Genomic DNA, 14446 nt, shown 5'->3' on the forward strand with positions numbered 1-14446 from the left:
AGTTTTGGGGATGAGAAAAACTCAGTTTTTCTGGTCGATCGTCAAATATAGTGCAATTCTGTCTAATTTTTCGAAGGGAAAATTCCTAATCTGCTGAAGTTCCTCCATACTTTTTATCTCCCCCACCTCTTCCCGATATTTCACTACTGCCCGTGCCTGCTCATAATTAAAAAATGGCAGCTCTGTAAGTTGAATAAGGCTCACCTCATTAAGGTTCCACTTTTCTACAGCCATTTTTGGAACTTCAAACCGCTGCAAGACCCTTTCCACCACTTCGGGAGAAAGACCATACACATCCTTTAGCTGAATTCCGGCCCGAAAACCTCCCAGGCTATTACGGTAATTCACTATCCTGGCCGAAAGTTTTTCTCCAATGCCATTGACCTGCTGTAAATCTTCGGCTGTAGCTGTATTAAGATCGCCCCTGAAAAGAGGTGCCGAAAATGCCTTATTTGACACTTTGTTCTCTTCGGAAGTTCTTCCGCGGAAATTGGGAAAATTAAAGGATGGCTCGAGGATCTTCAGCAAGGAATCTGAAACACCTGTCACTTTCTGAAATTCTTCAGCAGAATTCACCCAACGATCCTGCGCCCTATGCTCGTGAAGCCGGTCAATTTCGGTTAAAGACATCCCCAGCATATACCCCTTGTAATCTGAAATAAAATTCGGATTATAAGGCTTTATTGGAAGTAAATCCCGCTCTGCCGCAGCCAGTTTTAAGGAATCTATACTTTCCTGAAGCTTATTGGCAATTTTTTCTTCTTCAGGATTGAGGTGACTTTCCGAAGAAAAAGGATAGAAGAAATAAACTGCCTGCAGGATAACTATGAGGACAACTAAAACAAAAATCCCATTTTGTTGACTTCTATTGAAAACAAAATGGGATCTCCAGTTATTCATGTATGTTAGTTCGGCCTAAGAAGCTTTTTTCACCCGCTCCTTTGAAGGATTGTGAAAAAGCTCACCTGCTTTTAATTTTCTGGAATATTCCTTTAGATCTCTTCTCACTTCACCCGACATTATGTAAAGACCTATAATGTTAGGGAAGGACATCGCAAGGATCATCATATCTGAAAAGTCCAGAACTGCTCCAAGACTCACAGAAGCTCCAACTACAACAAACACAAGGAAAAGTGCTTTGTACAGTAGCTCCATATTTTTGCTTTTTCCAAATAGGTAAGTCCAGGCTCTCATTCCATAGTAAGACCAGGAAATCATGGTAGAGAAAGCAAAAAGAAATACTGCAGCAGCAAGCACGTATGGGAACCAGGAAATTACACTACCAAAAGCCGAAGAGGTAAGTTCTACTCCTCCTACTCCTTCAACTTCGTGCATTCCGGTAAAAATTAGCACAAGAGCGGTAAGCGTACAAACCACCACGGTATCAATGAATGGTTCAAGAAGTGCTACAAAACCTTCAGACGGCGGATGATGAGTCTTGGCTGCCGAGTGTGCTATGGCCGCCGATCCAACTCCGGCCTCATTCGAGAATGCCGCTCTTTGGAAACCTACTATTAAAACTCCAATTACTCCACCTTTTAAAGCACTGGGATTAAATGCACCATCCCATATTGCCGCAAAAGCAGGCCCTATATTTTCAATATTCACTCCAATTACCACCAAAGCTCCAAGAATATAAATTGCAGCCATAATAGGAACCACTTTTCCTGTTACTTTGGCAATACTACTAATCCCTCCAATAATTACAATCCCTACCAGGATAGCAACAACTACCCCAAAAAGGAATCCATTTCCTACAAGGGCAGGAAACTCCCCCGCAAGAATTACGAAAGACTGGTTCGCCTGGAACATGTTTCCACCTCCAAATGAGGCTCCAATAGCAAGTATAGCGAAGAAAACCGCCAGGAATTTACCAAAACCAGCCATGTTTCTCTTTTCGAGACCATAACGGAGATAGTTCATTGGACCTCCAAAAACACGACCTTCGGAGTTAATAAAACGGTATTTTACTCCCAGGGTACATTCCACAAATTTTGAGGACATCCCCAGTAGACCTGCAAGGATCATCCACATTGTTGCCCCGGCTCCACCTAAAGAAATAGCAACCGCCACCCCTGCAATGTTACCAAGCCCAACTGTACCGGACACTGCCGTAGCCAACGCCTGAAAGTGCGTTACCTGCCCCGGCGCATTTGGATCATCATATTTACCTTTTGCAAGGTCAAGAGCGTGTTTAAATCCTCTAATATTGATAAAGCCCATTCTTATTGTAAAGAATAGTGCTCCGAGAACCAACCATATTACGATAAAAGGAATATCTTTTTGTTGCAGGTCTCCGTTAGGATGCAACAATGGCACCGGCTGGTCATATCTTATTGCTGCGAGATAATGAGCTCCCTGTTCTATGACATGTTCTACATTTTCAGAATTATAAATAACCCCACCCTCTTTTACAAGATATTCCAGGGTTCCGGTTGCATTCGCATAAGCCGTGGTTTCTTCCTCTCCATCCTGAAGCACAATAGCAATTGGCTCCCCTTCTTCAACACGCTCCCCTTCGGCTTTAAGCCATTCTTTAAGAACAAATCGACCCTCGGTACGGGCTTCCCAATTTGGTGCTGCCACTCTCTTAATATCGGCATATACTACCGGGTCATAAATTCCTATTGCCGAAAACGGATCCCAAAACAAAACGCTCCCCATGCTCGCAACAATTGGTGCAAAGGTTCCGTTGAAGTGTTCGGTAATAGCCTCCGCAGGTACTTTGACTGCTTTAGTGACAGAGTTGTTTGCAGCATCGGTAACCGTCACTGTATATTCTACCCCTTCCACAAGTGCTCCTGCCCTGGCAGCATCCAAAGGTGTTTGCTGGTTGGACCATTTATATTGGTAAGGAGGCGTCCCTCCTCGCACATCCAGCTCTGCAAAACCATCATTGATCACCTTTGACGGGTTTTCAATCTGGACATCAACCTCTAATTCCTGTGCATAGGAGGACAAAAAGAAAACAGAAAACAATAATGAAAGTATGGACTTTCTCATATAAGAATTTTAGAATAATATTAAATGGAATTTTCGGCGAAGCAAGATGCTAAAAATATTAACGTTTTCAAATTTTCTGAAGTTAAATTGCAAACGAAACGTTAATCCACGGGAGATAATGTGACAGGATCTTTTTTAAAGATCAAAAACAGAAGTTCGCTTGGAATAGATCATGTCTTTGAACTTCAAAAGAAAGGCAAGTGTGAGATAAATGGCAAAACCAATCCCAAAGGTTGCAAAAGAGAGGTAGATAAAGAAAAGCCGGACATTTTTGGCTCTCATTCCCAGCTTATCGGCAAAGCGTGAGGAAACATAGAACCCATGTCTCTCAAAAAAGTTTCTTATCTGGTTTACCCACTGCTGCATACGGCAAAGATATTAAATTTGGAGTTGCGGTTGAAGGATCTTTAAACCTACTGCACAATTCAAACAGGCTTTTTTATCACAGTATTCTTTTTTTAACTGCAATAAAGCCTGAGACTGTAAGGCGCCGGTGGGAATGGAAGGTCTTATGGAATGGAATTTTTTTATGACCTCATTCTGCTCTGCATCTACTGCCTCAATTAATGGTGCTATCTTTTCAAATGCATCTTTTCCCTTACTTCTTAAGTAAGCAAATTTCACAGGGACTACAGTATTAATGATAAGGAGATCAAGGAATTTCCTGCTCATTTTCTTCTTCCTTGGAGGATGACTGCTGGAGAAGGTGTAGTGTGTACTCCAGAATTCATCCAACTTAACCTCAAACAGATTAAACACCTGCTGTGGATCCTCACATTTAAGAAGTTTCGAAAACAATGCAGAATGTTCACTATAAACTGCTGCCAATTGTACTAACCGAAGTTCTGGAAAATTATCGGGTCTTAATCGAAAATATTTTACAGGCAATACTCCAGTACTGGATAACTTAAATTTATGTTTTAAGTAAACGTATACTTCCCTTAACCGTAAAAAATGTGGATCCTCGCAATCCCCATTCAAGATTCCCGCCTGCCCCAGTAGTAGTGCCTCCATTTGGACCTTACTTGATCGAACTTTCCTTACTACCGAAAAAGGAATGGAGCCCGCGATACTTAAAAATGCTTCTCCATTAATATTTAGCCCGAAACTTTTTGCCAGCATTTGGAAAAGCACTGCTTCCCAATCCCCGGCCGTTTTTATTAAAAGCCCTTCTATAAGGGAGGATCGTTTCTCAAGCCTTTCCACATAAAGCCTTTCCAGCCAGTTGTTGATTAAAAACTCATCTATAACAGGAAAATCCTGTTCACAGTTGATCCATCTGGAAGAGCCTTCGGCACAAAGGTTTTGATAACAGAGAAGACTTTCCTGGGAAACGAGTTGCTGTAGCTCCATAACCGGAAGCGGGGAATTATCTTTTCGGAAAATTTCCACATCATGCACCCACACTACGTGAAGAATTACATTATCATAGGCCGGGTCAGTCTCATGCCCATGCATGTACCAATCGGAGGAACGAAGGTGAATCTCCACATTACCTGCCCATTCCTGCTTCCCAATGAGCAGCCGGGAATTAAAGAAATCTGGACCGGAGAGCTCATTATGTCGACCAGGAGAAATAACTCTAACAACATTCCCATCCACAGTTTTCATCTCCTGAAGATCGAATTTTTGAAACTGCCATAGGTAATGTAAATAATCCTCCCGCATTTAATAAAAGTATGGAATATTTCCATACACATCTAAGGATCAGCTAAATAAAATGCAGGAGAAGCCTTACAAATACTGTTAATTTTTTAAAGCGACTTTTTGCATTACTTCTTCATAAAAAAGATCTACCCACTGGCGATACATTTCCCCACTTGGATGCAGGTCATCCTCTGCAATAAGCTCAGGCTCATTGACGGCCTTTCGGGAAATTGGTGTGATATCATAGAAATCAACATTAAATTCTGAAGCTACTTCTTCAAAAACCTGGTTGAATTCATCAAGTTCCTTTCCAATTTCCTCAGCTCTTTCCGCGCCAAAAGGAGTAACTCCATAATCGGGGATACTTACAGCAAAAACTCCCTCTGCTCCACTTTCGGAATGGGAAATCGCTCTTTCGAAGATTTCGTAAAGATCCTCACGATACGCATCTATGGATTTTCCCTGGTATTGATTGTTAACTCCTATGGATACAGAGACAAGATCAAATTTTTCATTGTTGAGTTGAGCCTCCATGGCGCTGAGCAGATCCTGCGTGGTCCAGCCTGTTGTGGCAATTATCCTGGGATCTTCAATGTCAAGACCTTCTTTTCTCAGTCTCTCCACGAGTTGCACCGGCCATCTCATCTCTGCCCTGACACTTTCGCCAATGGTATACGAATCGCCCAAAGCAAGATATCTTAGTGCATCTTCCTGGACGACAGTAACATTTTCAGATTCATTTTCTTTACAGCCTGTAAGCAGGAATATGAAGCACAATGGTAACAGATAAGTAAATTTCATAGGATCATTTTTTTGAATCTACTAAAATATATTTTTCTCCCGCAGCAGCAGAACTTCTTTCCTGAAATTTGCCAACCAAGCCAAATTTTGAATCTCAGGGAAATAAAATTGTGTAAAACTATCTGGTTCCATTTCTTTTGTGCAGCTAAAGATTCTTAATTCCCGGTTAAACCGGCTGCTGCATCAAGAAGTTTTCAATAAAAATTTTATCTTATTCAAAAATCGTAACTATGATGCCAGAGCAGCCTGCGCCGGGCGAGCAGAAACCGGAAAAGAACAAAAAGAATCCCTCCAAAAAGGAGAGTAAATTCATGAGCGGACTTAAAAAAGTGGGATTTAACGTCTGGTTAGCGGTAATGATCATAGGCGGTGCCCTGGCCTTTATTACAGCTCTTTTTCTGGTATGAGAAATATTTATCTGCTGTTCTTTATTTGCTTCGGAATTTTCCTTGGAAATTTATTCCTGCTTCATCTTTCTTTACCACTGCCCACCTTCTTCTCCTCCTATCTTAACGACCTGCTGTGCATGCCAATAGTTTTGAGTCTTTGTCTTTTCATTATCCGAAAGATCAGCAAAAGGAAAGACCTCAAAATTTCTCTTTTTTCTGCTTTCTCTCTCGCCACACTTTATTCCATTTACTTTGAATGGTATCTTCCTGAAGTTACAACAAGATACACTCAGGATATACTAGATGTGCTGCTGTACTTCGGCGGAGCCTTAATTTTCTGGCTGGTCCAAAGATCTGAAGCATCATCACGAAAGCTTCAGTATTAGAAATAAAAAAAGCTGCCTAAAAAGACAGCTCTTTACTATTTTACTTTTATAAGTCCTGGTTCTTGAATCTTATTCAATGTATCCCATTTTTCGCATCCAGTCATCATTAAACATTTTGCCTACATACCGACTTCCGTGATCGTGGAATAAGATCACTACCACATCATCCTTTTTAAAATGCTCTTTTAGCTGAAGTAAACCCTTGATCGCAGCTCCTGCACTATTCCCAAGGAACATTCCTTCCTCTTTGGCAAGTCTTTGGGTGTAGATAGCAGCATCTTTATCGGTCACTTTTGTAAAGCCGTCAATAATATCGAAGTCAACATTCTTGGGCAAAATATCTTCTCCAATGCCTTCCGTCACATATGGATATATCTCTTTTTCATCAAACTCTCCTGTTTCGTGGTACTTCTTAAAAACGGATCCATAAGTATCCACACCCCAGATTTTTACATTTGGATTCTGCTCCTTCAGGTATTTTCCAACCCCCGAAATGGTTCCGCCGGTTCCCACTCCAACCACGAAATGAGTCACTTTACCATCAGTTTGCCTCCAAATTTCCGGCCCTGTACTCTCATAATGAGCCTTGGTATTCGAAAGATTGTCGTATTGATTGACATACCAGGAATTCGGCGTCTCTTCAGAAAGGCGTTTGGAGGTAGAGTAGTAAGACTGAGGATCATCTGGCGCCACATCTGTCGGACAAACGACTACCTCACTGCCTACGGCACGTAAAATGTCAATTTTCTCCTTGGATTGCTTATCGGCCATGACACAGATCATTCGGTAACCTTTCACAATAGCAGCAAGGGCAAGGCCCATCCCTGTATTTCCTGAAGTCCCTTCAATAATAGTTCCTCCCGGCTTTAAAAGTCCGGCAGCTTCGGCATCTTCGATCATTTTCACCGCCATCCGGTCCTTTACCGAGTTCCCCGGATTAAAAGTCTCATATTTTGCCAGTACCAGTGCATCTATAACTTCTGTCAATTTATTCATCTTGACGAGAGGCGTATTTCCAATAGTACCTAATATATTTTCAGCGTATTCCATGTCTTAATTTTTCGGCTGCAAAGGTAAGAAAAAAAGCAGCTTTTAAAAGGGTTCAAAAGAGGTGCCAAAAATGTCATTTTTGACAGTCGCTTCTAATCGAATTTCATTGCTTTGACGGGAGAGATCCTGGTAATAATGAACGAAGGGATAAGCAACATGAGCATACAAAGAAGCAGAGTTCCCAGGTTCACTCCCAAAATATACTCCCAACCCAGATAAACAGGCGCTTCGGTCACGTAATAAGTTTCGGGATTAAGGGGAATGAGCTTAAGGTACTTTTGCGCAAATAATAAGCCCAGGCCGATTAAGTTCCCCCAGAAGAGACCGAGCAGAATAAGGTATCCGGCGTTGTACAGGAAGATCTTTCTTATGATCCAGTCGCTGCTTCCCAGCGCTTTCATGATCCCAATCATTTGCGTGCGTTCAAGAATAAGCACCAGCAAAGCTGTGATCATGTTAATTCCTGCCACCAGGATCATAATCCCGATGATAAGTGCAATATTAAAGTCAAACAACGACAACCACTCAAAAATGGAGTAATACTGCTGCTTTATTGTACGCGTATCAAGGAAGGAGCCGGTGTTTTCATAAATCTCCTGCCCTTTCTCTTCCAATTGACTGAAATCTTCCAGAAAAACCTCAAAATTCCCTACCTGATCTTTTTCCCAGCGGTTAATGCGTTGCACATGCCGTATGTCGCCTAACATATACAGCTCATCAAATTCCTGAAACCCCGAATTGTATATACCTTTTACCTCAAAAGCCCTTGTCAAAGGGGTTCTGCTGCTTTCGTCCCTCAAAAAGTAAGTGATCGCTTTATCCCCAACCTCTAGCCCCAGCCTGTTTGCTGTGTAGCTGGAAATAAGAACCTCATCGTTAAGGCTTCCGGTCACATTAGGCATTTCTCCTTCAACAAGAAAATCTTCAAAATAATCCCAGTTAAAATCGGTTCCCACCCCTTTTACAATAATCCCTTCAAAATCGGTTTCGGTGCGAATCACTCCGCCCAGATATGCTGTTGCCTGTATATGCTCAACTCCGTCGACACTTGTAAATTCGGGATAAAAATCCTGATCTGTTGAGATTGGCATCAATGACACCTGTGAATTGTTGTTGTCGTAGCTGGAAATGGTAATATGTCCCGTAAAGGCCGACATTTTTTCCCTTATCTTTTGTTGTAGGCCAATTCCGGTCGCAAAAGCAACCAGCATCATGATCACCCCTATGGCAATGGCCACGATGGCTATTTTTATTATAGGTGCCGATATGCTACTTTTGTGCTGCTTCGAACTTATGAGGCGTTTGGCGATAAAGAATTCCAGATTCAAGAGTAGCTATGAGTTTAAGATTTTTCAAAAGTACATTTTTATTCCTATTTATTGCCGCTACTGCCTGCGGAAACAACTCCGGAAATCCTTCTGCCGTTCCTGCTGAAGCCAAGAAGGATTCGACAACTGCTGAAGCTGTGCAGGAACTAAAACTCGGCGCCGAAAGAACCGACTATTTTCTACCTTTTTTGGAAGGTAAAAAAGTTGCGCTCGTCGGGAACCAAACTAGTATTATTCCCACTGAAGCCGGAAATGTGCATCTCGTAGATACGCTGCTGTCTCTTGGAGTTGATCTTCGGAAAGTCTTCGCTCCCGAACATGGATTTCGCGGCACAGCCGATGCCGGCGAGGCAGTTGAAGATGGTAAAGATCCACGCACGGGGCTTCCGGTAATTTCCCTCTACGGGAACAACAAAAAACCTACTGCACAACAGCTGGCAGGAATTGATGTTTTGGTTTTTGATCTTCAGGATGTCGGTGCCCGATTCTACACATACATCTCGACACTACATTACGTAATGGAAGCAGCTGCCGAAAATAATATTCAGGTTATTGTTTTTGACCGTCCTAATCCAAACGGACATTACATCGACGGGCCGGTTCTCGAACCTGAACATAAAAGCTTTGTAGGAATGCATCCCATCCCGGTGGTACACGGAATGACCATAGGAGAATATGCAAAAATGATCAATGGGGAAGGCTGGCTAAAGGATAGAATTCAGGCGCCTATGAAGATCGTTGAAATGGAAAACTATGGCCGGAACGAGCCATACGAGCTACCGGTAAAACCCTCTCCCAACCTGCCAAATGCTAAAGCAATAAACCTTTATCCCAGCCTGTGCTTTTTTGAAGGCACCAATGTGAATGCCGGCCGTGGCACATCAAAACAATTTCAGGTGTTTGGATCCCCATTTCTTCCGAAGGAAAAGTTTCCCTTTTCCTATTTTCCGGAGTCTAACGAAGGGGCAAAATCTCCAAAACATCTCGGAAAAACCTGCTATGGCAAAGATCTTTCTAAAACCGAACGGCTGGACTTTATTAACCTGGAATGGTTAATTGAAGCCTACAACCACACCTCTCAAAAAGGGGAGTTTTTCAATTCTTTTTTTACAAATCTGGCGGGCACGACAAAACTTCAGCAGCAAATAAAAAACGGAATGAGTGCAGAAGAGATTCGTGCTACATGGGAAGCGGGATTGGAAGAATTTGCGAAGGTTAGGAAGAATTATTTAGTGTACTAATTGTCGCCTGTTGCTTGTTGCGGGTTGCGAGTTGCGGGTTGCGGTATAAAATTTAACTTTTCCAGGATGTTTCGACATACTTAATAAACGAATTAATTTTGCCTCCCAAATTATTGTACTCCTTTTTCAGATAAAGGTGATCTTCCATAATTCCCGGATAAAGATGAAAAATCTTCTCTAAATGATTTAAAGTTTCATCATTGCTTGAGTGAGAGTAAATTAGGAACTTAAGAAAATCGGCTTTATATCTCCTACGTCCATAACCTTCTACTATGTTAGTATTTACTGAGTCTGCAGACCTGCGAATTTGACTTCCCAATTCATAAAGTTCATATTTCGGTAATTGAAGGCTCAAAGAGTGAACTTTATAAAAGAGCTTTAATGATAATGAATAAATCTCCAGTTCCTTATAAGAATTTGCCATTAAAAGAGTGAATAAGATTAGCGTAATAGACTTCAGGAGAAAAGTTAAGCAAATTAGATGATAAATTTCACCCGCAACACGTAACCCGTAACATTGCCGTTTGAATGAAATTTGCTCCTGGCAATAGCCAAATCTAAAATTGGTTATTTCAACACTCTGCGTTTCATCTCCTCCACAATATTATACGCTGCCGGACAAATGCCAACATTTTTAATGGTGAGGTTAGAGATCTTGTGGAAGTCTTTTCTGTTGGTATGAGGAAATTCACTGCAGGCTTTTGGGCGCACGTCGTAAATGAGACAGTAATTATCGGGAGCGAGAAAGGCGCAGGGCACTTCCTGTAGCACATAATCATTATCTTCATCTATGCGCAGGTATTGATCAATAAACTGCTGGGGCTTTAAACGCAGGTGCTTCGAAATACGTTCTATGTCTTTGTTGGTAAATAGAGGGCCTGTAGTTTTGCAACAATTAGCACAATTAAGGCAGTCGGTACGTTCAAATTCCTCCTCATGTAACTCCTGCATTTGAAGATCCAGGTGCTTAGGCGGCTTCTTTTTAAGCTGGGAGAAAAACTTCTTATTCTCCTTATGTTTATCTTTGGCCCTTTGCGGGAGCCCATTTAACTCATCCTGCATGATGCAAAGATAAACAGAACCAACACGTGAACAAGCTAAAAAACGATCCCGATATTTTTGGAAAAGCACTAACTGCATTCTTTGAAACCGGTGACGAAGAGGATATAATAGTCCACTCTCCCGACTTTGATGATGATGTGATCCCGGTGCCTTACCTCTTTAGAAGGTATAAAGAAATGCCAAAGCTGGAGCAAAAAGCTTTACAATTGTGCCGCGGAAAAGTACTTGATGTTGGCTGCGGTGCCGGAAGCCACTCACTTTACCTGCAGGAGGAACGAAAGCTTCAGGTTACTGCCATTGATACTTCGGCCGGAGCTATAGACATTTGCCTGAAACGGGGCATTAAAGATGCAAGAAACATTGCTTTTGACAAACTTTCCGAAGAGAAATTTGACACGATTCTGCTGCTCATGAATGGCACGGGAATCGTAGGAAAAATGAAATTCCTGGACAACTTTTTTAAGCAGCTCAGAAATTTACTGGCCGAAGATGGACAGGTGATCATTGACTCATCAGACCTTATTTATCTTTTTGATGCCGATGAAGATGGAGGGGTTTGGGTTGACTCTTCTAAAGGTTATTATGGGGAACTCACTTACAGTCTGAGTTATAAAAGTGAAACTTCAGCAAGATTCGACTGGTTGTACCTTGATTTTGATTCATTATCTTTAGCAGCATCAAAGAATGGATTTGATTGTGCAAAAATCTATGAGGGAGAACATTACGACTACCTGGCAAGGCTAACAATAAAAAATTAAAATGAGGGGGAAATATTATTTTAGCTGGATCTTTTTTCTGCTTTTTTTAACCGGCTGTAGCCCTGATGATCCTGCAAAGGAACCATCTGCGCATAGAAATGACCTGGTTCTAGGAGCTTCGGCAAGAGATTATTTAAGCGATGAAGTATTTACTTCCATGGAGCTGGAAGTAGTCTATGTGACAGGACACGAACCTGCCGAAGAAGCCTTACAAAGCCTCTCTACATTTCTCAACAAGTATACAAATAAACCCGACGGGATCTCGATTAAGAAGAGGGCTATTGCCAGTCCCCAGACTGATACCTACTCTATTGAAGAGATCAAAAGTGTAGAGAAAAAAAACCGAACAGCTTTTTCAAAAGATAAGAAACTGGCAACTTTTATATTTTTTGCCGACAACAAAAGTGAAGATAGCGGAGAGCGCCACAGAATCCTCGGAAAAGCATATATGAATACTTCGATGGTTGTTTTTGAAAATGAAATTGATGAAATGGCTGGCAATATTTCCCGAAGTGAAGTCCAGACTGTTACGCTGCATCATGAATTTGGACATCTTTTCGGCCTGGTCAATAATGGATCCCCGGCTCAAAGTGAACACGAAGACACAAATAAAGAATACAGGGCCCACTGTAATGTGGATGGATGTCTAATGGCTGCTGCTATAGATATTAGCTCCTCTCCCCTAAGTTTTTTCGAAAACGGGCAAAAGGTCATTGATTTTGACGAGAAATGTAAGCTGGACCTCAAGGCCAATGGAGGGAAATAGGCCTGCGGCTTATAGTTTAAAGTTCAAGGTCTGTGGAGTGTGGAGCCCTAAATAGAGCGCAGTTTCACATCAAGCATAAAGGTTAGAAAGAAAAGATTCTATAAAATCGAATAGAAACATCCGTGTATTCGTGGCTATTTTTTATCGCCATCAAGTTTCAAATTCCCCCAAAAAGTTTCACATGAAGATCACAAAATCTAAAAAAGTGCACGAAGAAATTCAGTAAAACTAAAAATAAACCATCCGTGTATTCGTGGCGTTTTTATACGCTATACATGACACACAACAAAAAACCCTTTGAATTTTCTCCAAAGGGCTCTTCTAATTCTAATTTCGTACTTCTAAAATCGTACTCCTAATAAACCTTTTTACCACCCAAATAGGTAGCGCTTGCTTTCATGTCCGGAATTTGTTCTTCGGAAACTTTCATGATATCCCTGTCTAAAATGACAAAATCGGCAAACTTTCCTGGCTCTATTGATCCTTTTTCATCTTCTTCAAAATTGCTGTAAGCGGCCCAAATTGTCATTCCGCGAAGAGCTTCTTCTCTGGTGAGAGCCTGTTCGGACATATATCCGCCTTCAGGATAATTTTTGGTGTCTTTACGTGCTACCGCGGCATAAAATGTAAGGAAGGGACTCACCTGCTCCACAGGAAAATCTGTTCCAAGGGCGATGATCCCCGCTTCATCCAATAACTTTTTGTAAGCATAGGCTCCTTTCTCCCTTTCCGGCCCCAGTCTTTCCTGCGCCCAATACATGTCGCTCGTAGCGTGCGTTGGCTGCACTGAAGGAATGATATTTTTACTGAAGTATTTAAAATCTTCGGGAGCTATGACCTGTGAATGCTCGACCTTCCAGCGTCTATCTCCCGCATCTGCAAGAAGGGAATCATAAGTTTTCAACACAACAACATTAGCCGAATCCCCGATTGCGTGCGTATTCATTTGATATTCTGAACCGGCAATACGCGCCGCCGTTGCTTTAAAGTCGGCTACCGAAGATAGTAAGGCTCCAAAATGATTGTGCTTATCTGAATAAGGCTGTTTTAGAGCAGCTCCTCTAGATCCCAAAGCCCCATCTGCATAGAATTTTACAGCACGTACATTCAATTTTTCTGTTTTTAAAGGTTCTCTGTCGAGGAAATAATCCAGATTCTCCTTTGTATTACTAATCATTGCATAGATCCTTACATCCAGCTCTCCTGCTTGCTGTAAACTGTCAATTAGTTCTATTGTAAAACGATCTAAACCTGCATCATTAACTGTTGTTAAACCATACTGAAAAACCTCTTTTTGAGCATCCAGTAAAGCAGCGGCTTGATCCTCTAAACTTGTTTGAGGTACAGCATTCTCCACCAGTGCCATGGGATTGTCAATAAGGATCCCGGTTAACTCTCCATTCTTCTTTTCAATTTCTCCACCTTCAGCAGGTGTATTTGTGGTAATACCCGCAGCATCCAGCGCCGCCTGATTTGCCAACAGGGCATGCCCGTCAATTCGGGTTATGGCCACCGGAGTATCGGGAAACAATACATCAAGAGTGTCCTTTACCGGAAACTCCTTTACTTCCCAATCATTTTGATCCCATCCCCGACCAACAATAAAATCGGTATTCTTTTCCTTTTGAAATTCAGTGATACGAGCGACCACTTCTTCAAAACTGTTGGTGCCGGTAAGGTTGACCGTTTGCATGGTAGACCCAAGGCCGTAGAAATGAGCATGCGCATCAATTAAACCGGGGAGAATAGTTTTCCCCTGCGCATCGACGACTTCGGCGGAATTGTATTTCTCCTGCAGCTCTTTTGAAGTACCAACAGCGAGAAACTTTCCGTCTTTCACTACAAAGGCTTCCGCAGTAGAAAATTCATCATCCACGGTATATACATTGGCATTAATTACAAGAAGATCGGCTTCTTCTTTATTGGTGTCATTGCAGCCAAAGAAAATTCCGAAGCTAAGAATGTAAAAAAATATTTTTTTGATCATCGTTTAGAGATTTAGGGTAAAAATAGAA

Annotated in this window: 15 protein-coding genes; 5 read left to right on the forward strand and 10 right to left on the reverse strand. The window is 41.8% G+C overall.

What is annotated here, in order from left to right:
- Positions 1 to 21: 21 nt before the first annotated feature.
- The 5 genes from LA313_RS11695 to LA313_RS11715 form a co-directional block, all read right to left on the reverse strand.
- On the reverse strand, positions 22 to 900 hold the full coding sequence (locus LA313_RS11695; protein ID WP_228915143.1) for a ComEA family DNA-binding protein: 879 nt from the start codon (positions 898 to 900) through the stop codon (positions 22 to 24).
- A 15-nt stretch (positions 901 to 915) separates the two neighbouring features.
- Positions 916 to 3003, reverse strand: a complete 2088-nt coding sequence (locus LA313_RS11700; RefSeq protein WP_228915145.1) for an amino acid carrier protein — start codon at positions 3001 to 3003, stop codon at positions 916 to 918.
- A gap of 135 nt (positions 3004 to 3138) precedes the next feature.
- Positions 3139 to 3369, reverse strand: a complete 231-nt coding sequence (locus tag LA313_RS11705) for a PspC domain-containing protein (RefSeq protein WP_228915147.1) — start codon at positions 3367 to 3369, stop codon at positions 3139 to 3141.
- Positions 3370 to 3381: 12 nt separating this feature from the next.
- Positions 3382 to 4671, reverse strand: coding sequence for a DUF2851 family protein (locus tag LA313_RS11710; RefSeq protein ID WP_228915149.1), 1290 nt, complete (start codon positions 4669 to 4671; stop codon positions 3382 to 3384).
- Between the two features lie 78 nt (positions 4672 to 4749).
- Positions 4750 to 5451 (reverse strand): SGNH/GDSL hydrolase family protein, encoded by a 702-nt coding sequence (locus LA313_RS11715; protein ID WP_228915151.1) that lies wholly within the window; start codon positions 5449 to 5451, stop codon positions 4750 to 4752.
- Positions 5452 to 5681: 230 nt separating this feature from the next.
- Between LA313_RS11715 and LA313_RS11720 the strand changes: the two genes are divergently transcribed.
- Together LA313_RS11720 and LA313_RS11725 are read left to right on the forward strand one after the other, a co-directional pair.
- A complete protein-coding gene (locus tag LA313_RS11720; protein WP_228915153.1) occupies positions 5682 to 5858 on the forward strand; it encodes a hypothetical protein in 177 nt (58 codons plus the stop codon).
- The gene (locus LA313_RS11725; protein ID WP_228915157.1) at positions 5855 to 6226 is read left to right on the forward strand and encodes a hypothetical protein; all 372 of its coding nucleotides are present in this window, start codon (positions 5855 to 5857) and stop codon (positions 6224 to 6226) included. Before LA313_RS11720 ends, LA313_RS11725 begins: the two co-directional genes overlap by 4 nt.
- 69 nt (positions 6227 to 6295) lie before the next feature.
- Here the strand turns inward: LA313_RS11725 and LA313_RS11730 are convergent, their stop codons facing one another.
- Positions 6296 to 7276 (reverse strand): PLP-dependent cysteine synthase family protein, encoded by a 981-nt coding sequence (locus LA313_RS11730; protein ID WP_228915160.1) that lies wholly within the window; start codon positions 7274 to 7276, stop codon positions 6296 to 6298.
- 92 nt (positions 7277 to 7368) lie between these two features.
- Positions 7369 to 8604, reverse strand: a complete 1236-nt coding sequence (locus LA313_RS11735) for an ABC transporter permease (protein WP_228915167.1) — start codon at positions 8602 to 8604, stop codon at positions 7369 to 7371.
- Positions 8605 to 8612: 8 nt separating this feature from the next.
- Here LA313_RS11735 and LA313_RS11740 point away from each other — a divergent pair, with 8 nt between their 5' ends.
- The gene (locus LA313_RS11740) at positions 8613 to 9845 is read left to right on the forward strand and encodes an exo-beta-N-acetylmuramidase NamZ family protein (protein ID WP_228915168.1); all 1233 of its coding nucleotides are present in this window, start codon (positions 8613 to 8615) and stop codon (positions 9843 to 9845) included.
- Positions 9846 to 9897: 52 nt separating this feature from the next.
- On the opposite strand, the gene LA313_RS11745 is transcribed toward LA313_RS11740, so the two are convergent.
- On the reverse strand, positions 9898 to 10269 hold the full coding sequence (locus LA313_RS11745) for a four helix bundle protein (RefSeq protein ID WP_228915169.1): 372 nt from the start codon (positions 10267 to 10269) through the stop codon (positions 9898 to 9900).
- A gap of 143 nt (positions 10270 to 10412) precedes the next feature.
- The gene (locus LA313_RS11750) at positions 10413 to 10907 is read right to left on the reverse strand and encodes a YkgJ family cysteine cluster protein (protein WP_228915170.1); all 495 of its coding nucleotides are present in this window, start codon (positions 10905 to 10907) and stop codon (positions 10413 to 10415) included.
- A 26-nt stretch (positions 10908 to 10933) separates the two neighbouring features.
- Here LA313_RS11750 and LA313_RS11755 point away from each other — a divergent pair, with 26 nt between their 5' ends.
- Together LA313_RS11755 and LA313_RS11760 are read left to right on the forward strand one after the other, a co-directional pair.
- Entirely contained in the window at positions 10934 to 11665 is a 732-nt protein-coding gene (locus LA313_RS11755) for a class I SAM-dependent methyltransferase (RefSeq protein ID WP_228915171.1), read from the forward strand.
- Between the two features lies 1 nt (position 11666).
- Positions 11667 to 12431 (forward strand): hypothetical protein, encoded by a 765-nt coding sequence (locus tag LA313_RS11760; protein ID WP_228915172.1) that lies wholly within the window; start codon positions 11667 to 11669, stop codon positions 12429 to 12431.
- A gap of 355 nt (positions 12432 to 12786) precedes the next feature.
- Here LA313_RS11760 and LA313_RS11765 read toward each other — a convergent pair whose 3' ends face one another.
- Positions 12787 to 14418, reverse strand: a complete 1632-nt coding sequence (locus LA313_RS11765) for an amidohydrolase (protein ID WP_228915174.1) — start codon at positions 14416 to 14418, stop codon at positions 12787 to 12789.
- Between the last annotated feature and the right edge of the window lie 28 nt (positions 14419 to 14446).

It is taken from the genome of Salinimicrobium sediminilitoris (assembly GCF_020866905.1).
GTDB classification, from domain to species: domain Bacteria; phylum Bacteroidota; class Bacteroidia; order Flavobacteriales; family Flavobacteriaceae; genus Salinimicrobium; species Salinimicrobium sediminilitoris.